A 22,159-nucleotide genomic window follows, 5' to 3' on the forward strand; every position below is an offset into this window, starting at 1 on the left:
CGCTGCACATGGGATTGTTCGATTACAAAAATGCCGACGGCAAAGGGTTGTACAGCGACGCCATCGCACTGACGCTGTATGCCTACACGCCCACCGGCAAACCGTTGCCGGCCACCGCGTGGGCACCGGTCGCCGCGACGGCGCTGGGCTATCAGGGCAAGGTCGGCGTGCAAGGCACGTTCTTCGGGGAACAGGATGGCTTCACCAGCGCCGAGGCGGAAGTGCTCGGCAAGTACGACGCCGCTGGCAAATTGATCGGCCTCGGCATTGCCTTTCGCGGCACCGGCGGGCTGGGTTACAGCGACACTTTCGGCGATCTGAAAAACAATCTGCTCGCGGCGGTCGGGCCATCGGATTACGCGAGCAATTACGCCAAAAACGCGTTCGACAATCTGCTCAAGGCCGTCGCCGCTTTCGCGATCGCCAACGGCATTGCCGCCAAGGACGTGCTGATCAGCGGCCATAGCCTCGGTGGGCTCGGGGTTAATAGCGTTGCTGAATTGAGCGCGGACAACTGGGGCGGCTTCTACAAGGATGCCAATTACATCGCCTTCGCCTCGCCGACCCAGAGCAGCACCGGCCCCCAGGTGCTCAACATCGGTTTCGAAAATGATCCGGTGTTTCGCGTACTCGATGGCACCACGTTCAGCACGGCGTCGATGGGCAAGCACGACAAGCCTCACGAATCGACCACCGACAACCTCGTCAATTTCACCGACAACTACGCCTCCACGGCGCAGAACCTGGTGCCGTTCAGCATCGCCAACCCGCTGAACTGGTCGGCGCACAGTTCACTGGGCTACGCCGATGGCTTGAATCGGGTGATCGATTCGGCGTTCTACAACCTGACCGAGCGCGACTCGACAATCATCGTTGCCAATCTCGAAGAGGCATCGCGGAGCAAGACCTGGGTCGAGGACCTGGGCCGCAGCGGCGAGCCGCACAGCGGCAGCACCTTCATCATCGGCACGCAGAGCAGCGACTGGCTCAAGGGCGGGGCGGGTAACGATTTCCTTGAAGGACTGGGTGGCGATGATCGTTTCCGCGATGACGGTGGCTACAACGTCATTTTTGGCGGCCAGGGCCATAACACCTTCGAACTGCAGAAACCGTTGCAGAACTTCAGCTTCGCTAACGACGGCGACGGCACGCTGTACGTGCGCGACGCCTACGGCGGCATCAGCCTGACCCGTGACATCGGCGCGCTGGTCAGTAAAGAGGCCGGTTCGTGGTGGGGCAGCAAGGAAATCACCTGGGGCGTCACCGCCAAGGGCCTGAGCAACGGCAGCGAACTGACCCAGTACAACCATTCGCTCAGCGGTGATGGCTACGGCAATGCCTTGCATGCCACGGCCGATGGCGACTGGCTGTTCGGGCTTGGTGGCGATGATCAACTGATCAGTGACAAGTCGCAGGTGACTTTCGTGGGTGGCGCCGGCAACGACGTGATGACGGCGGTGGGTGGCGGCAACACCTTCCTGTTCAGCGGCGCGTTCGGTTTCGATGCGATCAATGGTTATCAAGGCAGCGACAAACTGCTGTTCATGGGCGTCGCGGGCGCGGGACAGGGTTATGACTACAAGCAGCATGCCGCGCAGTCCGGCGCTGATACCGTGCTGAAAGTCGGCGATTTTGCCGTGACGCTGATTGGCGTCGGCGTGACTGACCTGACGGATTCGAGTTTCGTCTTTGCCTGATTCCGAAGGTGCAGGAGATCTCATTGTGGGAGCGAGCTTGCTCGCGAAAACGGTGGGTCAGGCGATTGTGATGTTGAATGTGCTGCCGCCTTCGCGAGCAGGCTCGCTCCCACAGGTGCGGCGTACACATGAACGTTCCCACGCTCTGTGTGGGAATGCAGCCGGGGGCGCTCTGCGTCCCAAAAGAACGCAGCCTTCGGCAGCTCCTACAGAGGATGTGCAAGATGTAACGAATGCTCCAGAGCCCCGCGCTCTGGCTGTGAGCTATCTCTGACAATTCCAACAACAAGAGAGGCAATGGCAATGGGTGTATACGACTACAAGAACTTCGGCACAGCCGATTCCGCGGCGCTGTTCAGCGATGCCATGGCGATCACGCTGTATTCCTATCACAACCTCGATAACGGCTTCGCCGCCGGTTATCAGCACAACGGCTTCGGCCTGGGCCTGCCGGCAACGCTGGTCACCGCACTGATTGGCGGCACCGATTCGCAAGGGGTGATCCCCGGTATCCCGTGGAATCCCGACTCGGAAAAACTCGCCCTCGATGCCGTGCAAAAGGCCGGCTGGACGCCCATCACCGCTGCGCAATTGGGCTACGACGGCAAGACCGATGCACGTGGGACGTTCTTCGGCGAGAAGGCCGGCTACACCAGCGCGCAAGTGGAAATCCTCGGCAAGTACGATGTCCAGGGTCACCTCACCGAACTGGGTATCGCCTTTCGCGGCACCAGCGGCCCGCGCGAAATCCTCATTGGTGATTCGATTGGCGACGTGATCAACGATCTGCTCGCAGCGTTCGGCCCGGCCGATTACGCAAAAAACTACGTCGGCGAAGCTTTCGGCAATCTGCTCAACGATGTTGTCGTATTCGCCCGGGCCAACGGCCTCAGCGGCAAGGACGTGCTGGTCAGCGGCCACAGCCTGGGCGGTCTGGCGGTGAACAGCATGGCTGACTTGAGCGCTGGCAAGTGGGGCGGTTTCTTCGCCGATTCCAACTACATCGCCTACGCCTCGCCGACCCAGAGCAGCGGCGACAAGGTGCTGAATATCGGCTACGAAAACGACCCGGTGTTTCGCGCCCTCGACGGTTCGACCTTCAGCAGTGCCTCGGTGGGTGTGCACGATGCGCCGCACACATCCACCACCGACAACCTCGTCAGCTTCAACGATCACTACGCCTCGAACGCCTGGAACGTGCTGCCGTATTCGATCCTGAATATCCCGACCTGGATTTCGCACCTGCCCACTGGCTACGGCGACGGCATGACCCGCGTGCTGGAATCGAAGTTCTACGACCTGACCAGCCGCGACTCGACGATCATCGTCGCCAACCTCTCCGACCCGGCGCGGGCAAACACTTGGGTACAGGACCTCAACCGTAACGCCGAAACCCACAAGGGCAGCACGTTCATTATTGGCAGTGACGGCAGTGACCTGATTCAGGGCGGCAGCGGCAATGACTATCTGGAGGGCGGCGCCGGCAACGACAGCTTCCGCGACAACGGCGGCTACAACGTCATTCTGGGCGGGCAGGGCAACAACACGCTCGACTTGCAGCAAACAGTGAAGAACTTTGATTTCGCCAACGACGGTGCCGGCAACCTGTACATCCGCGATGCCAACGGCGGGATCAGCATTACCCGCGACATCGGCAGCATTGTCAGCAAAGAGCCGGGGTTTCTCTGGGGCGTGTTCAAGGACGACGTGTTGCACAGCGTCACGGCCACGGGGCTGAAAGTCGGCAGCAACCTCACCGCTTATGAGTCGAGCATGAAAGGCACGGCTGCCAATGACACGCTCAAGGCGCATGCGGGCGGTGATTGGCTGTTTGGCCTTGAGGGCAATGATCATTTGCTCGGCGGCGCGGGCAATGATGTGTTTGTCGGCGGCGCTGGCAATGACCTGCTGGAATCGGGCGGCGGGGCGGATACGTTTCTGTTCCACGGCGCGTTCGGCCAGGATCGGGTCGTTGGCTATACGGCCGATGACAAACTGGTGTTTCTCGGCGTACAGGGTGTGTTGCCGGGGGATGATTTGCGCGCCCGTGCGTCGGCGGTCGGGCAGGATACTGTGCTGACGTTTGGTGGGGATTCGGTGACGTTGGTGGGGGTGGCGCTGGGGAGTTTGAGCGACGACGGGGTGGTTATCGCCTGAGGTTGATGCGGGGCCTGTGCCGGCCCCTTCGCGAGCAGGCTCGCTCCCACAGGGGATTTGTGAACGACGCAGATCCAGTGTGTGATCGTTCCCACGCTCCGCGTGGGAATGCAGCCCGGGACGCTCTGCGTCCCACTCAAGAACCGAACGCGGAGCGTCCGTGGAGGCATTCCTTTGCTGCGCATGGGAACGATCATTCAGGCCAAGTCAGTCTTCCTTGCGCACGGTCGCGACTTCATCGGCGCGAACCTTGACCTTGGCGCCAGAGATGTCTTCGAATTCGTAAAAACCATCTTCGGTCTCGGTCTTCGGCATGTCCTCAGTCAGGTACTGGGTGCCGTTCTGCAGCGTCACCACGGTCTGGGTCGAACAGCCGCCCAGCGCCAACAGGGCTGCGACTGCTACAGGAATACCCAGCATCTTGATTTTCATACCCACCTCTGACTCCTTGCTTGAATGTGATTGCGGGCATTGTCGGCCCTGTAACGCGGTTGGTGCCAGCAGCGGCGGAAAAGTTCGATGGCGGCGCGAAAAAATGCCATTGATCTTTTTCCGTTTGCGCCGGGCGGGGCTGAGCTGGTATCTGTACGCATAACCAGTATTCGCTTGCCGTGGCTTTGAATTCCCGTGACCTCCAACCCTCTCGACGATCCGTTCTATTACCTCAACAACTTCCGGCAAGTGCTTGATTGGCTTGGGCTTCGCTATGCCGATGTGATGAGCACAAGCGAGCACGGCTTCATCCGCGACTTCAACACGCTGCCGCAAGCCTCGCAGGGATTGCTGGTGCGCATGGTCATGCGCAAGGGCATTCACTTTCGCGCGAGCAAACTCAATTATCTGGAAATCGGCGACATCGCTGAGGCGGCGCAGCCGTTGCTTGATCGCGGCTGGCTCGATGAACACGCTGCGCTGACCCTGGCAGAGCTGTTTGATGTCCTGCTCAAGGCCGAGCTGCTGCAAGCGTTCGGCACCTTTATCGATCAACCGAAAGGGCGCAAGGACGAATGGCTGCCCGTGCTGGCCGAACAGTTCAGCGAGGCGCAAACGCTGCGCGCCTGGGCGCCGCAATTGGCTGACCGGCTGTTCAGCCTGACCCTGATGGACCTGTGCGATCGCCTGCGGCTGATGTTCTTCGGCAACCTTTATCAAGACTGGTCGGAGTTCGTGCTGGCCGACCTCGGCATCTTCACTTATGAAAAAGTCGAGTTCTGCGCTGACTCCCGAGGCCTGCGCAGTCGCGAAGACGTCGACGCCTGCCTGTTCCTGCATCAATGCCAGTTGCGCTTCGAAGCCGGTGAAGCGCTGGACGAGATCGTCGAACAGATCAACGCCGTGCAATTCGACAACCCGTGGCTGCGCCGCCGACAAGCCAAGGCGTTGTTCCAGATCGGCCAGTACGCCGAGCGCATCGGCGACTTTGCCCTGGCCCTGAGTGTTTACCGCGACTGCGCTTATCCGGGCGCACGGCTGCGCATGATCCGTGTGCTTGAACGTTGCGGCGAATATGCATTGGCGCTGGAACTCGGCACGCTGGCCGAACAGGCGCCGCAAAGTGCCGCCGAGCAGCAAGGCTTGCAGCGCATCGTCCCGCGTCTGCGGCGTAAACTCGGTGGCCCGCCGCTCAAGCGTGCCAAGGCCAGAGAGGTCGAGCGCCTCGATTTGCATTTGCCGCGCAGCGATCCGGCGCGGTCGGTGGAATTTCACGTACAAGCGCACTTGCACGCCGATGACGGCCCGGTGCATTACGTCGAGAACAGCCTGATCAATTCACTGTTCGGCCTGTTGTGCTGGCCGGCGATCTTCGCGCCGTTGCCGGGCGCGTTCTTCCACCCGTTCCAGCGCGGCCCGGTGGATCTGCTCAGCGAAGACTTCCTCGAGCGCCGCGCCGAGCTGTTCCAGGCCTGCCTGGGCGAACTCGATGACGGCCGCTACGCCGAGACCATCCGCCAGCGCTTCGTCGACAAGTGGGGCATCCAGTCGCCGTTCGTGTTCTGGGGCGCGCTCAACGAAGACTTGCTGGAACAGGCGCTGGCCTGTCTGCCCGCCGAACACCTCAAACACTGGTGCAATCGTCTATTGCTCGACATCAAGGCCAACCGCGCTGGCATGCCGGACCTGATCCAGTTCTGGCCGCAGCACAAGACCTACCGGATGATCGAAGTCAAAGGCCCCGGCGACCGCTTGCAGGACAATCAACTGCGCTGGCTGGAGTTCTGCCACGAGCACCAGATGCCGGTGGCGGTGTGTTACGTGCAATGGGCGGAGCAGAGCGCTTGAGTTACAGCGTTGCCGTGCGTGCACTGTGCGAGTTCACCGCCAAGACCGGTGATCTCGACCTGCGCTTCACCCCGTCACCAACGGCGCTCGAAGGCATCGTCGGCCATCGCACCGTGGCGTCGCGGCGCAGTGAGCAGTACCAGAGCGAAGTGGCTCTGCAAGGCGAATTCGGCGAGCTGAAGGTCAAGGGCAGGGCGGATGGCTACGACCCGGCGCAAAACTGCCTGGAAGAAGTCAAAACCTATCGCGGCGACCTGAGCAGGCAACCGGCCAATCACCGCCAGTTGCACTGGGCGCAGGCGAAAATCTACGGCTGGTTGATGTGCCAGAAACTGCAATTGCAGCAGATCAATCTGGCGCTGGTGTATTTCGACGTCGTCAGCGAAAAGGAAACCTGCCTGGTCGAATCCCACAGCGCCGAGTCACTCCAGACGTTTTTCACGCAGCAGTGCGGCTTGTTCCTGCAATGGGCCGAGCAGGAAATGGCCCATCGCGAAGCGCGCAATCTGGCCGCGCAGCAACTGGCGTTCCCGCATGCGGATTTTCGTCCCGGCCAACGGCATCTGGCCGAATCAGTGTTCAAAGCCGTCAGCACCGGCCGCTGTCTGATGGCCCAGGCACCGACCGGGATTGGCAAAACCCTTGGCACGCTGTTTCCGATGCTCAAGGCCCTGGCGCCGCAGCAACTGGACAAGGTGTTCTTTCTCACCGCCAAGACTCCCGGACGCAAACTGGCGCTCGATGCCAGTCAAGTGTTGTTCAGGCAAGCGCCGGACTTGCCGCTGCGAGTGATGGAAATGGTTGCTCGCGACAAGGCCTGCGAACATCCGGACAAAGCCTGCCACGGTGAATCCTGTCCGTTGGCCCAGGGTTTTTATGATCGCCTGCCGGCTGCCCGCGAATCTGCCAGCCATATCAATCTGCTGGATCAGGCGGCGATGCGTGAAGTTGCCGCGCAGCACAGCGTATGCCCGTATTACCTGAGTCAGGAAATGGCCCGTTGGGCGGATGTGGTGGTTGCCGACTACAACTATTACTTCGACTTCAGCGCGCTGCTGTCCGGCCTGGCCCAGCTCAATCAATGGAAAGTCGCGGTGCTGGCCGACGAGGCGCACAACCTGGTCGAACGCGGCCGGCAAATGTACAGCGCCAGTCTCGACCAGTTCACCCTCGCCAGCGTGCGCAAAACCGCGCCGGCAGCGCTGAAGAATTCCCTGCAACGGGTCAACCGCGAATGGAACGCGCTGCATGCGCCGCAACTGGCGGCGTATCAGGCGTACGACAAGGCGCCGGACAAGCTCCTGCACGCCATCTCGCTGTGTTGCGCGGCCATTGGTGATTACCTCAACGAGCATCCGCAAGGCCTCGACAGCGGCCTGCAGAATTTCTATTTCGACCTGCTGCAATTTGCCCGGGTCGCCGAGCTGTACGACGCGCATTACCTGTTCGATATCAGCAAACGCGACCTCGACCGCAAACGTCCACTGTCGCAACTGTGCCTGCGCAACGTGGTGCCGGCGGCGTTCATCGGCCCGCGCCTGAGCGCGGCGCGCAGCAGCGTGCTGTTCTCGGCCACGCTGAGCCCGCGCAATTATTACGCCGACCTGCTCGGCACGCCCGCCGACACGGTGTGCATCGACGTCGAATCGCCGTTCAGCGCCGAGCAGTTGCAGGTGCACATCGTCAGCCAGATCTCCACCCGTTTTAACCATCGCCAGGCCTCGCTGGAGCCTATCGTCGAGCTGATCGCGCGCCAGTTCAGCGAGCGCCCGGGCAATTACCTGGCGTTCTTCAGCAGTTTCGATTACCTGCAACAGGTCGCGACCTTATTGGCCGAGCGCCATCCGCACATCACCCAGTGGCTGCAATCGCGGGGCATGGCCGAGGGCGCGCGGCAGGCGTTTCTCGACCAGTTCAGCGCCGACAGCCAGGGCGTCGGGTTTGCGGTGCTGGGCGGGGCGTTTGGCGAGGGCATCGATTTGCCCGGCGCGCGGCTGATCGGCGCGTTCATCGCCACGCTGGGGCTGGCGCAGCTCAACCCGGTCAACGAGCAGATGAAGCGGCGCATGGCGGCGATTTTTGGCGCCGGCTACGATTACACATATCTGTACCCGGGCATGCAAAAAGTCGTACAAGCCGCCGGGCGGGTGATTCGCACCCGTGAGGATCGCGGCACGGTCATGCTCATTGATGACCGCTTTGCCGAAAGCCGCATCCAGCAACTGCTGCCGCAGTGGTGGGCAATCAAAAGCGAGCCGGCACTTTCCAAATCAGTGGATTCACGCATACTTCAGCCCATGACAGTGGCTGGTGAGTGTGATGAGTGAAAACAACAGAACCGCAGCGATCGAAGACAGCCGTTTCCGGCTGCTGATCGACGCGGTTGTCGACTACGCGATCTACATGATCGACCCCGACGGTACCATCACCAGTTGGAACTCCGGCGCCAAACGCTTCAAGGGCTACGAAGAAGCGGAAATCATCGGCGAGCATTTCTCGCGCTTCTATACCCCTGAAGACCGCGCCAACGGCATGCCGCAACGGGCGCTGGACACAGCGATCCGTGAAGGTCGCTTCGAAGGCGAGGGCTGGCGCGTGCGCAAGGACGGCACGCACTTCTGGTCGCACGTGGTGATCGACCCGATCATCGACCCCAACGGCAAGCTGCTCGGTTTCGCCAAGATCACCCGCGACCTCACCGACCGCAAAATGGCCGAGGAAACCCTCAAGCAAAGCGAACAGCAGTTCCGCCTGCTGGTGCAGGGCGTCACCGACTACGCGATCTACATGCTCAGCCCCGAAGGCTGCGTCAGCAACTGGAACCAGGGCGCGCAGCGCATCAAGGGTTACCTGCCGGAAGAAATCATCGGCCAGCATTTTTCGATTTTCTACACTCCCGAAGACCGCGAACTCGGCGAGCCGCAGCGCTCGCTGGAGATTGCCACCCGCGAAGGCCGGTTCGAGAGCCGCAGTTGGCGGATGCGCAAGGACGGCACGCGGTTTCTTGCCCACGTGGTCGTCGATGCGATTCGCGGCGACACCGGCACGCTGCTCGGCTTTGCCAAGATCACCCGTGATGTGACCGAGGCGCACGAGGCGCAGCAGGCCCTGGAAAAGACCCGCGAGGCGTTGTTCCAGGCGCAGAAGATGCAGGCGATCGGCCAACTCAGCGGCGGCATCGCCCATGACTTCAACAACCTGCTGACGGTGATTCTCGGCAATCTCGAGATCGTGCAGAAACGCATCGGCGACGCGCCGAAAATCGCTCGACTGCTGGAGAACGCCACCCAAGGGGCCTTGCGCGGTGTCTCGCTGACCCAGCGCATGCTGGCCTTCGCCCGGCGTCAGGAACTGAAGACCGAATCGGTGGATATCCCGCAACTGGTGCAAGGCATCACCGGGCTGCTGCGCAGTTCGCTCGGACCGGGCATTCGTATCGAAACACGCTTTCCCGACGACCTGCAGCCAGTGCTGGCCGATAGCAATCAGCTGGAACTGGCGATCCTCAATCTCGCCACCAATGCCCGCGATGCCATGCCCGAGGGCGGCACGGTGATCATTCAGGCACAAGCGGAAGTGGTGCTGGAACAAATCCATTCGACATTGGCGGCAGGCCGATACGTCTGTCTGAGCCTGATCGATAGCGGCGAAGGCATGGACGAAGCCACGCTGGCCTGCGCCCGCGACCCGTTCTTCACCACCAAAGGCCTGGGCAAAGGCACCGGGCTCGGTTTGTCGATGGTGCATGGCTTTATCGAGCAGTTGGGCGGGCGCTTTATTCTGAAAAGCGAGAAGGGCCACGGCACGGCGGCCGAACTGTGGATTCCGGTGGCGCTAGAGCAGACGGCCAGTCGCCCGGCGTACAGCAACGCCGCGCCCATTGCGGTCCCAAGGCTCAGCGTGTTGGTGGTCGATGACGATTCGCTGGTGCTGACCAGCACCAGCCTGCTGCTCGAAGACCTCGGCCACCGCGTCATCGGCGCGACCTCCGGCGCCCAGGCGCTGGCGCTGTTCGATCAGGGCGAAGTCATCGATCTGGTGATCACCGACATGGCCATGCCAAAAATGAGCGGCGCGCAACTGGCTCACGCCTTGCGTATGCTCAAGCCGGATCTGCCGATCATTCTCGCCACTGGATACGCCGAACGTTTGGAAGGCTTCGCCGCCGATCTGCCGCGCCTGCCGAAACCGTTCACCCAGTTGAATCTGGTCCAGATCATCGCCCAGTCGATGAAGTGACGCGCTGGTCGATCCGGCTGAACTAGTGCTGACGCGTGCCTTTCCAAAAGTCTTGTTCACTTTTGGAGGGCACGTCTCTTGTCTCGCATATTGACCCAGCCAAGCGCTGTTGAAGAAGCCTTGGCCGAACACGACGCCAAGATGTTTGGCTCACCCAAGGAGCGCCTGGATTTCTATCGCCGGGAAATCCAGTACGAAACCAGCATCCTCGCCAACCGCACCGACGCCTATCTGGCGGCGCAGTCGTTTCTGGTCATTGCTTTCGCCTCGTGCATGGCCAACCTCAATCCCGAGTGGGGCAAGATGTTCACCCTTGTCGTGCCGCCGTTTCTGGCGCTGCTTGGTGTGCTCAGTTCGCTGAATGCCTGGCCGGGGATTCGTGCGGCGTACGACATCATCGATCACTGGCACTTCAAACAGAGCCAGTTGCTGCACAGCGAGCCGGTGATGGGCGCGGCGTATGACGAGTCTCCACTGTTCAGCGAAATGGAATCGAGCCACAAGGGCTATCGCAAGTCGCTGCTGTTTTCAGTGCGCACGCCTTGGATTTTTGCGACGTTCTGGGTGATGTTGGGGGTGTATGCGGTGTTTATTCAGGTGACCAATCCTTGAGGTGGATTGGTCGGGGGCAGGGGACAGGTGCTGGATTTTGTGGTGTCTGTGAGATCTTACCCCTCACCCCAGCCCTCTCCCCCAAGGGGGCGAGGGGGAAAGGGAGCAGATCTTCATGCTTTTAAAAATCTACATTCGGCGCGGTATGCCAGGTCGGTGTAGCACGTGAGAACACCTCGGTCAGTCCCCTCTCCCTCGGGGAGAGGGCTAGGGTGAGGGGCTTTTGACTTTTATCACGCGGTTTCCAGCTCACGTCGCGGCGTAACAGCATTCTGCACCGCTGCCGGAATCGGCGGAAAATCCTCATTCAGCACACACAGATGATCAATCGCATCTTCAAATTTCGCATCGGCTTTCTTGCGCAGTGCCCGGTATTGCTCAAAGCGTTCGAAGTCGGTCGGGGTCTGTTCCAGCAGCGCGTTGGCCGCTCGGTTCAGTTCGTGGGCTTCTTCGAACAGTTGACGATTGCGTTCCAGAGCCAGTGCTCTGCAAGCCTTGATTTGCGCAGGAGTCGAGCATTCGTTCATGACTGTGACCTTGTTTGTGTCGGGGTTCCGTTTGATAGGCTGTTCACCGCAGGGGAACCGAACCTGCCGGGTCGCGCTGGATGGTTGGCGCGGTTAAAGGTGTGACCCTTGGGTCGCGCCCGGCGATCCATTTTTTTGTAGAAAAATCTTCGATGATTTTCGGCAAAGCGCAGCGGTTGAAGAATCAGCTTTTTCGTTGCTTCAGACTTTCATAGCGCGCCAGCATCGGCTGTGTGCTGATGCCATGCAGCAGGATGCTCAGGGCCACCACCGACAACGTGATGTCGGTACAAACCTTGGCCACGTCGGAATCGAGGCCATGGTTCAGGGCGAAGAACAGGTAGAACAGGCTGCCGATGCCGCGAATGCCAAACCAGCCGATCAACAAACGCTGCGGCCAGCTGAGCAGAGTGCCCCATGGCATCAGCGCCACGCTCAGCGGACGAATCAGACAGAACAGCACGGCGCCGATCCACAACGCCCGCCAGTCCCAATGCGCAATCAGTACGACGCCGAGCAGGGTCACCAGAAACACTTCCATCGCCCGCTCGACCAGACTGCCGAATGCGAGCATGTCGCCCATCATGATTCCCGCCGCGACCTGGCTGTCTTCCAACTGCTCCGTGTCGCCGTGCACGGCGTTCTGTGGTTCGACGTTCTGATGACCGACCACCGGCTGCACCAGATGCTCGGCAGGTGCCTGGGTGATGCCCGTGGATTTGACTTCCTCCTGACGCAGACCCAGGCCAGCAGCGAAGACCGCAAGAAAGCCGTAGCCGCCAATGGCGTCGGCCACCACGTAGGACAGTGCGATCAGCGCGAGGGTCAGGTAATCGTTCGGGCCGAGGGTGCTGTCCTCGTTGTGAATGCGTAGTAACAGAGCGATGCGGCCAATGCCGCGCCCCATCCAGTAACCGGTGAGCAAACCCGCCGGCACCGCCCACAACAGACTGCGAAGCACCCAGTGCTGCCATTCGCCAGCGCTGCCGTCACCGTGCAGCAACAGCAGACCGAGAATCACGAAAGGGAAAGCCACGCCATCATTGAGCCCGGCTTCACCGGAGAGGCCGAAGCGCACGCTGTCGACGTCCTGCGCATCATTGACCTGCACCAGTGCGGCGAGCACCGGGTCGGTCGGGGCCAGAATCGCGCCGATCAGCAACGACGGTCCCCACGGCAATTGCAGGCCCCAATGCAATAGCAGGCACACGCCGATAATCGTCAGAATCATTACCGGCCCGGCCAGACCAAAAGCGATACGCCAGGTCTTGTGGGCCAACGGCAACCGCAGCTTCAGACCGCAGACGAACAAGGAAAAGAGCACCGCGACTTCAGTCAGGTGCTCCATCCACAATGATGATTCTTCCAGCGGCAATTGCAGCAGGTCGAGGCCGCTGGGGCCGATGGCAATGCCCAGCAGCAGGCACACCGCCGAGGTGGTGACCGGCATCCAGCGCAACCAAGACGACGTCAGGGCCAGCGTCAGCAGCACGGCGCCGAGCACCGCGACCCATACGCCGAAACTCATGACCGCTCACTTCGGTGAATTCTCGAGGACAGGCGCACCGGGTCAGCTCACGGTCGTGCGCAGGTACTCGGGGATGAGCACGTTGAACCACAGCAGGATCATCGACACCAGCATGGTCACCAGCACCAGCAGGCCAACGCCCCACACGCACGCCGAATACAGCAGGCCTTGCTCCTTGCGCTCATGCATGAAGGTCGGCAGGCCGACGAACAGCAAAAACGTCGAATAGATTGACGCCGCGCCGAGCACCAGAATCGCCAGCCAGCGGCTCGGGTACAGCCCGGCGATCCCGGCGAGGAAAAACGGCGTCACCGTGTAAGCGGCAAAACCGATGCATTGATTCAGCGTTGGTCGCGCATCGAATGAACGCGACATCCATCTGATAAACCCGCCGATAACCGCCACACCGGCGACAATCGTCACGTACAGCAGCACGCTCAATTGCAGGGCGCTGGCCGTGCTCAGGCGCACGTTCTCACCCGCGGCGAGGCTCCAGCCGACTTGAGTGGTGCCGATGAACAGGCACACGGCCGGAATCAGCGCGAGCAGCAGCAAATGCGCGAGGTAATGGCGGGGATGGGTTTCTTCTTCGCGGCGGATATCGGTCCAGGCGAAGTTGGGTTGGGTGAAGAGTCTGACGAGGGGGGCGGACATGACAACCTCCTGTTCCTGTTGGCCCGTAGGCGCTTACAGGTATGGAGAGATGCCATGCCGCTCGGGTTCAGTTTTTCTGCTGCACGGTTACAGCATCGGTTTGCCGCCGGTCACGCCGTAGCGCTGGCCGGTGATATAGCTGGCTTCGTCGGAGGCCAGTAGTACATAAATCGGTGCGACTTCTACCGGTTGGCCCGGACGGCCGAGCGGGGTGCTGCCGCCGAAGTTCTGTACTTCTTCGTCGGGCATGGTCGAAACGATCAGCGGTGTCCAGATCGGGCCTGGGGCGACGCTGTTGACGCGAATCTCCTTCGGCCCGAGCATCTGCGCCAGGCCACCGGTGAAGTTGGCGATCGCGCCTTTGGTGGTGGCGTAGGCCAGCAGGGTCGGTTTGGGCATGTCCGAGTTGACCGAGCTGGTGTTGATGATCGACGAGCCTGGGCGCATGTGCTTGATCGCCGCCTGGCAGATCCTGAACATGGCGGTGATGTTGACGTCGAAGGTCATCACCCATTCGTCATCGGGGATTTCTTCGAAGTTTTCGTGGGTCATCTGGAACGCGGCGTTGTTGACCAGAATGTCGATGCGGCCAAAGCGCTCGACGGTCTTGTCGACCAGCGCCTGGCACTGAGCCTTCTCGGCGATATCGCCCGGCAGCAGGATGCACTGACGCCCGGCCTGCTCGACCCAGCGTGCGGTTTCCTTGGCGTCTTCGTGTTCATTCAGGTAAGCCACGGCGACGTCGGCGCCTTCACGGGCGAAGGCAATCGCCACCGCGCGACCGATGCCGCTGTCGGCACCGGTGATCAGCGCGATCTTGCCGGCGAGGCGGCCGGAACCGACGTAACTTTGCTCGCCGCAGTCTGGATACGGTTCCATCTTGCGTTGCGAGCCGGGCACCGGTTGGGCTTGTTTCGGGAAGGGTGGTTTTGGATAGTCAGTCATCGCAGGGTCTCCTGATTTCAAGTCCAGTGTTCCGGGTTGACCCGGTGGCTTTGCCTTGAGTTCGATCGGATTTGCGCTGGATTCTGGTTGGCGATGCAAAACCAATGTGGGAGCGAGCCTGCTCGCGAAAGCGGTCTGTCAGACGATAAATATGTCGACTGACACTGCGCTTTCGCGAGCAGGCTCGCTCCCACAGGGGGTCATTTATACAGGGGAATACCGGGCAAGGATCAGCGTTTTCGGCTGGCCAGCGCCCGCTCCATCCGCGCAATCCCTTCTTCGAGCAACGCCCTCGGGCAACCGAAGTTCAAGCGCACGAACTGCTGATGCCGGTCGCCAAAATCCAGCCCGGCACTCAGCCCGACCTTGCCTTGTTCGAGGAAGAACCGCTGCGGATCCGGCAGGTCCAGCGCGGTGCAATCGAGCCACGCCAGATACGTGCCCTGCGGCACATTGATGGTCACGCCCGGCAGGCGCGTGCGCACTGCGTCAACCAGCCAGTCGCGGTTGGCCTGCAGGTAGATTTTCAATTCCGCGAGCCAAGGCCCGGCTTCGCTGTAGGCGACGCGGGTGGCTTCCATGCCCAGCGGGTTGACGCTGTCGACCATGCCGCAGCGGGCGTGGTTGACGCGTTCGCGCAGGGCGGCGTCCTGAATGATCATGAACGAGGTCTTCAGACCGGCGATGTTGTAGGCCTTGCTCGCCGACATCAGGGTGATCGTGCGTTTGGAAGTCTCGGGGCTCAGCGATGCGGTGGGAATGTGCACGCGGCCGTCGAAGCACAGTTCGGCGTGGATCTCGTCGGAAATGATCCACGCGTCCTGCGCTGCGCAGATGTCCGCGACTGCCTGCAATTCTTCGCGGGCGAAGACCTTGCCGAGCGGGTTGTGCGGGTTGCTCAACAGCAGGGCGCCGCCGCCTTCGAGCGACTCACGCAAAGATTCCAGCGGCGTGGCGTAAGTGCCATCGGCCTGGGCGTTGAATTCCAGCTCGACCTTGTTCAGGCCCCAGTGCCCCGGCGCGTGGCGCAGCGGCGGATAGTTCGGCACTTGCACGACGACATTCTGCTGCGCCTGCACCAAAGCCTTGAGGGCCATGTTGAAGCCCGATTCCACACCCGGCAGGAAAATCAGCTCCTGCGGTTTGACCTGCCATGAATACTTGTTCCACAGGTCGGCGACGATGGCTTCACGCAGGTTGTCCTGGGCCACGCTGTAACCGAGCAGCGGGTGCAGCAGGCGCTGTTGCAAGGCTTGAACGATGACCGGCGGCGCGGCGAAATCCATGTCAGCGACCCACATCGGCAACACATCGGCCGGGTAGCGGCTCCACTTGGTGCTGCCAGTGTGGTGGCGGTCGAACAGTTGATCAAAATCGAAAGTCATGCGCGGTCTCGTCGAGGCGGATTTGGTTCTGCCGGACATTCTATGCGCAACGCGACCTGTGTGGGAGCGAGCCTGCTCGCGATAGCAGTGTGTCAGTCAACCAATATGTCCCTGATTGATCGTTCCCACGCTCTGCGTGGGAATGCCTCAAGGGACGCTCCGCGTTCCAATGGGACGCAGAGCGTCCCGGGCTGCGTTCCCACGCGGAGCGTGGGAACGATCAATACCTCGAGATTGCAGATGAAACACCCGACGGTCGGTTTTCACACAATCGGCAAGGTCTTTGTCTACAGTGAAAAAGTCGGCGCCAAGGCGTCGCAACCGTGATTGTCCAGATAAAGCCCGGCGCAAGTACCGGGTTCCACCTGATCAGGAGTGCACGATGGATCTCAGCCGTCGTCAGTTCTTCAAGGTCGCCGGTATCGGCCTTGCAGGCTCAGGCCTGGGCGCGTTGGGCATGGCCCCGACGGCGGCCTTCGCCGAGCAGGTGCGTCACTTCAAGCTCGCCCACACCCGTGAAACCCGCAACACCTGCCCGTATTGCTCGGTCGGTTGCGGTTTGATCATGTACAGCCAGGGCGATGCCGGCAAGAACGTGGCGCAAAACATCATTCATATCGAAGGCGATGCCGACCACCCGGTCAATCGCGGCACGCTGTGCCCGAAAGGCGCGGGCCTGCTCGACTTCATTCACAGCCCCGGCCGCTTGCAGTACCCGCAAGTGCGCAAGCCCGGCAGCAATGAATGGACGCGCATCGGCTGGGACGAAGCCCTCGATCGCATCGCCGACCTGATGAAGGCCGACCGCGACGCCAACTTCATCGAGAAAAATGTTGACGGGCAAACGGTGAATCGCTGGCTGACCACCGGTTTTCTCGCGGCATCGGCGGCATCCAACGAAGCCGGCTACATCACTCAGAAGGTGATTCGCAGCCTCGGTCTGCTGGGGTTCGATAACCAGGCGCGTGTCTGACACGGCCCGACGGTGGCAAGTCTTGCCCCGACGTACGGCCGTGGTGCCATGACCAACACCTGGACCGATATCGCCAACGCGAATCTGATCCTGGTGATGGGTGGCAACGCAGCAGAAGCGCATCCGTGCGGCTTCAAATGGGTGACCGAGGCCAAGGCGCACAACTCCGCGCGGCTGATCGTGGTCGATCCGCGTTTTACCCGGACCGCTTCGGTGGCCGACTATTACGCGCCGATCCGCACCGGTACCGACATCGCCTTCATGGGCGGGTTGATCAATTACCTGCTGACCGAGGACAAGATCCAGCACGAATACGTGCGCAATTACACCGACGTGTCGTTCATCGTCAAAGCCGGTTATGGCTTCGAAGACGGCCTGTTCAGCGGCTATGACGCGGAAAAACGCAGCTATACCGACAAGTCCGGCTGGGGTTACGAATTCGCCGAGGACGGTTTCGTCCGCGTCGACCCGACCCTGCAAGACCCGCGCTGCGTCTATCAACTGATGAAGCAGCATTACAGCCGCTACAACATCGACCTGGCCAGCCAGATCTGCGGCATGCCCGTCGACGCCATGCAGAAAATCTGGGAAGAGATCGCCACCTGCTCGACACCGGGCAAGACCATGACGATTCTCTACGCGCTCGGCTGGACGCAGCACTCGATTGGCGCGCAGATCATTCGCAGCGCGGCGATGGTGCAATTGCTGCTGGGCAACGTCGGCATGCCCGGCGGTGGCGTCAATGCGCTGCGCGGGCACTCGAACATCCAGGGTCTGACCGATCTCGGCCTGCTGTCCAACGCCTTGCCCGGCTACCTCACGCTGCCCAGCGACAGCGAGCAGGACTACGGTCAGTTCATCTTCAAACGCACACAGGTTCCGCTAAGACCGGGGCAGCTTTCGTACTGGCAGAACTACAGCAAATTCCACGTCAGCCTGATGAAATCCTGGTACGGCGCCAACGCCACCGCCGAGAACAACTGGCTGTTCGACCATTTGCCGAAGCTCGACATCCCCAACTACGACGTGCTGAAAATGTTCGACCTGATGAGCCAGGGCAAGGTCAACGGCTACTTCTGCCAAGGCTTCAATCCGATCGCCGCGTTGCCGGACAAGAACCGCGTGATGGGCGCATTGGCCAAACTCAAGTGGCTGGTGGTGATGGACCCCCTCGCCACGGAAACCTCGGAGTTCTGGCAGAACGTCGGGCCGTACAACGACGTGAAAACCGCCGAAATCCAGACCGAAGTCATTCGCCTGCCAACCACCTGTTTTGCCGAGGAAGACGGCTCGCTGGTCAACAGCAGCCGCTGGCTGCAATGGCACTGGAAAGGCGCCGACGGCCCCGGCGAAGCGCAGACTGACATTCGCATCATGAGCGAACTGTTCCTGCGCCTGCGCCAGCGTTATCAGACCGAAGGCGGCAAGTTTCCTGATCCGCTGCTGAAACTGTCGTGGCCGTACAAGATCCCCGACGAGCCTTCGCCGGAAGAACTGGCGCGGGAAATCAACGGCACCGCTGTCAGCGATTTCACCGATGCTAGCGGCGTCACGGTCAAGGCCGGTACGCAGCTGGCCGGCTTCGGTTTGCTCAAGGATGACGGCAGCACCGCGTCCGGTTGCTGGATTTTCGCCGGCAGCTGGACCGAGGCCGGTAACCAGATGGCCCGGCGCGATAACGCCGACCCATTCGGCATGCACCAGCATCAGGGCTGGGCGTGGGCCTGGCCGGCCAATCGGCGGATTCTCTACAACCGCGCCTCGGCGGACCCGGCGGGCAAACCGTGGGACCCGAAAAAACGACTGGTGTGGTGGAACGGCAAGGCCTGGACCGGCACCGATGTGCCGGACTACAAGGCCGACGTGCCGCCGGAAGCCGGGATGAATCCGTTCATCATGAACCCCGAAGGCGTGGCCCGGTTCTTCGCCGTGGACAAGATGAACGAAGGGCCATTCCCTGAGCACTACGAGCCCTTCGAAACGCCGATCGGCATCAACCCGCTGCACCCGCAAAACAAGAAGGCCACCAGCAACCCGGCGGCGCGGATCTTCGATTCGGTCTGGGAAACCCTCGGCGAAGCCAAGGACTTCCCGTACGCCGGCACCAGTTACCGGCTTACCGAGCATTTCCATTTCTGGAGCAAGCACTGCAAGTTGAATGCGATTGCTCAGCCCGAGCAGTTCGTGGAAATCGGTGAGGTGCTGGCGAACGAGAAGGGCATCGCTGCCGGTGATCGCGTGCGTGTCAGCTGCAAGCGCGGGTTTATCGAAGCGGTGGCGGTGGTGACGAAACGGATCCGGCCGCTGCAGGTCAACGGCCAGGTCGTGCATCAGATCGGCATCCCGCTGCACTGGGGTTTCACCGGCCTGACGCGCCACGGTTACCTGACCAACACCCTGGTGCCGTTCCTCGGCGATGGCAACACTCAGACCCCGGAATCCAAGTCATTCCTGGTCAACGTGGAGAAACTGTAAATGGCCAGCCAAGACATCATTGCCCGCTCGGCCACCACCACCGTGCCGCCGTCGGTGAGGACTCAGCAAGGCGTTGCCAAGCTGATCGACACGACCAAGTGCATCGGCTGCAAGGCCTGCCAGGTCGCCTGCTCGGAATGGAACGAGCTGCGCGACGAGGTCGGCCACAACCACGGCACCTACGACAATCCGCAGGATTTGACGGCGGATTCGTGGACGCTGATGCGCTTCACCGAGCACGAAACCGACGCCGGTAACCTTGAGTGGCTGATCCGCAAGGACGGCTGCATGCACTGCGCCGAGCCCGGTTGTCTGGCCGCGTGCCCGAGCCCCGGGGCGATCATTCAGCATGCCAACGGCATCGTCGATTTCGATCAGGACCACTGCATCGGTTGTGGCTATTGCATCACCGGTTGCCCGTTCAACATTCCGCGCATTTCGCAGAAGGATCACAAGGCCTACAAATGCACACTGTGTTCCGACCGGGTGGCGGTGGGGCTGGAGCCGGCCTGCGTGAAAACCTGCCCGACCGGCGCGATCGTCTTCGGCACCAAGGAAGACATGAAAGAACACGCCGCCGAACGCATCGTCGATCTGAAAAGCCGTGGTTTTGAAAACGCCGGTCTGTACGACCCGGCAGGCGTCGGCGGCACCCACGTGATGTACGTGCTGCATCACGCCGACACGCCAAAAATCTATGCAGGTTTGCCGGACCATCCGGCGATCAGTCCGCTGGTGGGCTTGTGGAAAGGCATCAGCAAACCCCTCGGGCTGCTGGCGATGGGCGCGGCGGTGCTGGCCGGGTTCTTCCACTATGTGCGCATCGGGCCGAATCGTGTCGAAGAGGATGAACACCCGACGCCACCCGATACGTCGGTGCACGTGGTCGACCCGGCGGTGCACACCTTCGATCCACGCGGGGAGGAGCGGCCATGAGCAACAAGACGATCTTGCGTTACAGCGCCAACCAGCGCACCAATCACTGGCTGGTGGCGATTCTGTTTTTCATGGCCGGGTTGTCCGGGCTGGCGTTGTTTCATCCGTCGCTGTTCTGGCTCAGTAACCTGTTCGGCGGCGGCACCTGGACGCGGATCCTGCACCCGTACATGGGCATCGCCATGTTCGTGCTGTTTCTCGGCCTGGTGTTCAGCTTCTGGCGTACCAATTTCTTCATCGCCAATGACCGCCAGTGGCTGCGGCGGATCAACCGGGTGATGGTCAACGACGAAGAAAGCGTGCCGCCGGTGGGCAAATACAACGCCGGGCAGAAGTTGCTGTTCTGGACTTTACTGCTGTGCATGCTCGCGTTGCTGTTCACCGGGCTGGTGATCTGGCGCGCGTGGTTCAGCGCGTACTTCGGCATCACCACGATCCGCTGGGCCATGCTGCTGCATGCGCTGGCTGGATTCGTGCTGGTGCTGAGCATCATCGTGCACATCTACGCCGGCTTGTGGATCAAAGGTTCGGTCGACGCCATGTTGCATGGCTGGGTCAGCCGGCCGTGGGCGAGAAAACACCATGAACTGTGGTACCGCGAGGTGACCCGCGACGAACAGCCTCGGGACGTGCCCGAGCGACCGCTGACAAAAAAGGGCTGACTTTTGCCAAGCATTCTTGAACCTGGGGAAATCGAGGCGGCGGCCAGTTCGCCGCCGTTTCTGCATCTGCCGCCACGTAACCTGTTTGCCCTGCGCGCTGAGCGCCTCGAGCGTCTGGCCGAGGGCAATGGGTTGGCGGATTATCTGCGGCTGATGGCCGAGTTGTGCCGGGCGCAGCAGCAGGTCTTCGACGATCCGCCGCTCACCGCGCCGTTTGATGCGCAGCGTTTCGAAGCCTGTCAGCAACACGGTCTGCCACCATTCGCGGCAGATGCCCTGGTGCGCGAAGATGCCTGGCAGCCGTGGCTTGACGCCTTGCTGCAGCGCTATGCGCCAGCGGATCAACCTGCAGTGATCGACGCGCTGGACACTCTGCGCGGCGCCAGTTCCGGCCAGCTGCGCGCGTGGGCGGTGGCGCTGGTCAGTGGGCAGTATTCGCTGGTGCCGGCGGCGCTGGTGCCGTTTCTCGGCGCCGCCCTGCAAACCGCCTGGAGCCACTGGCTGCTCAGTGTGCCAAATCTGCAACTCAAGCCTGGCGACAGCCTCAGCCAATGCCCGGCCTGTGGTTCGCCGGCCATGGCCGGGGTGATTCGCCATCGCGGCAAGCACAACGGTTTGCGCTATCTGGTGTGTTCGCTGTGCGCCTGCGAATGGCATGTGGTGCGGGTCAAGTGCGTGTATTGCGAGCAGAGCAAGGGCCTTGAGTATCTGAGCCAGGAAGACGACCGGCACAGCGCCGAACAGGCGCCGCTGCGCGCCGAAGTCTGCCCGAGTTGCAACAGCTACCTGAAATTGCTCTATCTGGAGAACGACGCCGAAGCCGAGGCGTTGTCGGCGGATCTCGGCAGTTTGCTGCTGGACATGCGCCTGGCCCAGGACGGCTATCAGCGTCTGGCGCCCAATCTGTTGCTGGCGCCGGGGGACGAATGACGAGAGCAAAACTGTGGAAGGGGGTGTGCTCCCACAGTTTTTTGTGGTGACCAACAATGTTCATTCAACCCCGAATCCCTGTGGGAGCTGGCTTGCCAGCGATTGGTCGGCACATCCACCACCTTCTTTGACGGACCCACCGCAATCGCTGGCAAGCCA

The 22,159-nt window shown here is 61.4% G+C and carries 16 protein-coding genes; 10 read left to right on the forward strand and 6 right to left on the reverse strand.

Annotated elements, in window-relative coordinates:
- Positions 1-8: 8 nt before the first annotated feature.
- A complete protein-coding gene (locus ACV8MC_RS19435) occupies positions 9-1,697 on the forward strand; it encodes a polyurethane esterase (RefSeq protein ID WP_457263055.1) in 1,689 nt (562 codons plus the stop codon).
- Between the two features lie 303 nt (positions 1,698-2,000).
- Entirely contained in the window at positions 2,001-3,854 is a 1,854-nt protein-coding gene (locus ACV8MC_RS19440; protein ID WP_457265575.1) for a polyurethane esterase, read from the forward strand.
- A gap of 207 nt (positions 3,855-4,061) precedes the next feature.
- On the opposite strand, the gene ACV8MC_RS19445 is transcribed toward ACV8MC_RS19440, so the two are convergent.
- Positions 4,062-4,286: a YgdI/YgdR family lipoprotein gene (locus ACV8MC_RS19445; protein WP_016774830.1), complete on the reverse strand. Its 225-nt coding sequence runs from the start codon at positions 4,284-4,286 to the stop codon at positions 4,062-4,064.
- Positions 4,287-4,481: 195 nt separating this feature from the next.
- Here ACV8MC_RS19445 and ACV8MC_RS19450 point away from each other — a divergent pair, with 195 nt between their 5' ends.
- The 4 genes from ACV8MC_RS19450 (at position 4,482) to ACV8MC_RS19465 (ending at position 10,985) form a co-directional block, all read left to right on the forward strand.
- Positions 4,482-6,134, forward strand: a complete 1,653-nt coding sequence (locus ACV8MC_RS19450; RefSeq protein WP_457263058.1) for a VRR-NUC domain-containing protein — start codon at positions 4,482-4,484, stop codon at positions 6,132-6,134.
- Complete coding sequence (locus tag ACV8MC_RS19455) at positions 6,131-8,461, forward strand: helicase C-terminal domain-containing protein (protein ID WP_457263059.1); 2,331 nt, start codon at positions 6,131-6,133, stop codon at positions 8,459-8,461. Before ACV8MC_RS19450 ends, ACV8MC_RS19455 begins: the two co-directional genes overlap by 4 nt.
- On the forward strand, positions 8,454-10,373 hold the full coding sequence (locus ACV8MC_RS19460) for a PAS domain S-box protein (protein ID WP_457263060.1): 1,920 nt from the start codon (positions 8,454-8,456) through the stop codon (positions 10,371-10,373). Before ACV8MC_RS19455 ends, ACV8MC_RS19460 begins: the two co-directional genes overlap by 8 nt.
- 78 nt (positions 10,374-10,451) lie before the next feature.
- Positions 10,452-10,985 (forward strand): hypothetical protein, encoded by a 534-nt coding sequence (locus ACV8MC_RS19465; RefSeq protein ID WP_016774826.1) that lies wholly within the window; start codon positions 10,452-10,454, stop codon positions 10,983-10,985.
- Between the two features lie 233 nt (positions 10,986-11,218).
- Here the strand turns inward: ACV8MC_RS19465 and ACV8MC_RS19470 are convergent, their stop codons facing one another.
- From ACV8MC_RS19470 to ACV8MC_RS19490, 5 genes are all read right to left on the reverse strand, one after another.
- A complete protein-coding gene (locus tag ACV8MC_RS19470) occupies positions 11,219-11,512 on the reverse strand; it encodes a hypothetical protein (protein WP_039761510.1) in 294 nt (97 codons plus the stop codon).
- 184 nt (positions 11,513-11,696) lie between these two features.
- The gene (locus tag ACV8MC_RS19475) at positions 11,697-13,040 is read right to left on the reverse strand and encodes a cation:proton antiporter (RefSeq protein WP_457263062.1); all 1,344 of its coding nucleotides are present in this window, start codon (positions 13,038-13,040) and stop codon (positions 11,697-11,699) included.
- Between the two features lie 42 nt (positions 13,041-13,082).
- Positions 13,083-13,694 carry a Yip1 family protein gene (locus tag ACV8MC_RS19480; protein WP_056786193.1) on the reverse strand — a complete coding sequence of 204 codons (612 nt, stop codon included), beginning with the start codon at positions 13,692-13,694 and terminating at the stop codon, positions 13,083-13,085.
- Between the two features lie 87 nt (positions 13,695-13,781).
- Positions 13,782-14,639: a glucose 1-dehydrogenase gene (locus ACV8MC_RS19485; protein WP_016774822.1), complete on the reverse strand. Its 858-nt coding sequence runs from the start codon at positions 14,637-14,639 to the stop codon at positions 13,782-13,784.
- A gap of 230 nt (positions 14,640-14,869) precedes the next feature.
- A complete protein-coding gene (locus ACV8MC_RS19490; RefSeq protein WP_457263064.1) occupies positions 14,870-16,024 on the reverse strand; it encodes a MalY/PatB family protein in 1,155 nt (384 codons plus the stop codon).
- 382 nt (positions 16,025-16,406) lie between these two features.
- On the opposite strand from ACV8MC_RS19490, the gene fdnG reads away from it, so the two are divergent.
- From fdnG to fdhE, 4 genes are read left to right on the forward strand one after another with little or no spacing between them, the layout of a single operon-like run.
- The gene (gene fdnG / locus ACV8MC_RS19495) at positions 16,407-19,472 is read left to right on the forward strand and encodes a formate dehydrogenase-N subunit alpha (protein WP_457263066.1); all 3,066 of its coding nucleotides are present in this window, start codon (positions 16,407-16,409) and stop codon (positions 19,470-19,472) included.
- Positions 19,473-20,408, forward strand: a complete 936-nt coding sequence (gene fdxH, locus ACV8MC_RS19500) for a formate dehydrogenase subunit beta (RefSeq protein ID WP_016774818.1) — start codon at positions 19,473-19,475, stop codon at positions 20,406-20,408. It abuts the gene before it with no gap.
- Complete coding sequence (locus ACV8MC_RS19505) at positions 20,405-21,070, forward strand: formate dehydrogenase subunit gamma (RefSeq protein WP_041480299.1); 666 nt, start codon at positions 20,405-20,407, stop codon at positions 21,068-21,070. The genes fdxH and ACV8MC_RS19505 overlap by 4 nt, the downstream gene beginning before the upstream one ends.
- A gap of 3 nt (positions 21,071-21,073) precedes the next feature.
- Positions 21,074-22,000: a formate dehydrogenase accessory protein FdhE gene (gene fdhE, locus ACV8MC_RS19510; RefSeq protein WP_457263068.1), complete on the forward strand. Its 927-nt coding sequence runs from the start codon at positions 21,074-21,076 to the stop codon at positions 21,998-22,000.
- Positions 22,001-22,159: the final 159 nt, after the last annotated feature.

It is taken from the genome of Pseudomonas sp. PK-RTE-24 (assembly GCF_054052265.1).

What these genes read in the sequence shown, in the direction of transcription:
- ACV8MC_RS19435 (WP_457263055.1), top strand. Translation starts at nt 9, where the DNA reads ATGGGATTGTTCGATTACAAAAATGCCGACGGCAAAGGGTTGTACAGC.
- ACV8MC_RS19440 (WP_457265575.1), top strand. Translation starts at nt 2,001, where the DNA reads ATGGGTGTATACGACTACAAGAACTTCGGCACAGCCGATTCCGCGGCG.
- ACV8MC_RS19445 (WP_016774830.1), bottom strand. Translation starts at nt 4,286, where the DNA reads ATGAAAATCAAGATGCTGGGTATTCCTGTAGCAGTCGCAGCCCTGTTG.
- ACV8MC_RS19460 (WP_457263060.1), top strand. Translation starts at nt 8,454, where the DNA reads ATGAGTGAAAACAACAGAACCGCAGCGATCGAAGACAGCCGTTTCCGG.
- ACV8MC_RS19470 (WP_039761510.1), bottom strand. Translation starts at nt 11,512, where the DNA reads ATGAACGAATGCTCGACTCCTGCGCAAATCAAGGCTTGCAGAGCACTG.
- ACV8MC_RS19475 (WP_457263062.1), bottom strand. Translation starts at nt 13,040, where the DNA reads ATGAGTTTCGGCGTATGGGTCGCGGTGCTCGGCGCCGTGCTGCTGACG.
- ACV8MC_RS19480 (WP_056786193.1), bottom strand. Translation starts at nt 13,694, where the DNA reads ATGTCCGCCCCCCTCGTCAGACTCTTCACCCAACCCAACTTCGCCTGG.
- ACV8MC_RS19485 (WP_016774822.1), bottom strand. Translation starts at nt 14,639, where the DNA reads ATGACTGACTATCCAAAACCACCCTTCCCGAAACAAGCCCAACCGGTG.
- ACV8MC_RS19490 (WP_457263064.1), bottom strand. Translation starts at nt 16,024, where the DNA reads ATGACTTTCGATTTTGATCAACTGTTCGACCGCCACCACACTGGCAGC.
- fdxH (WP_016774818.1), top strand. Translation starts at nt 19,473, where the DNA reads ATGGCCAGCCAAGACATCATTGCCCGCTCGGCCACCACCACCGTGCCG.
- ACV8MC_RS19505 (WP_041480299.1), top strand. Translation starts at nt 20,405, where the DNA reads ATGAGCAACAAGACGATCTTGCGTTACAGCGCCAACCAGCGCACCAAT.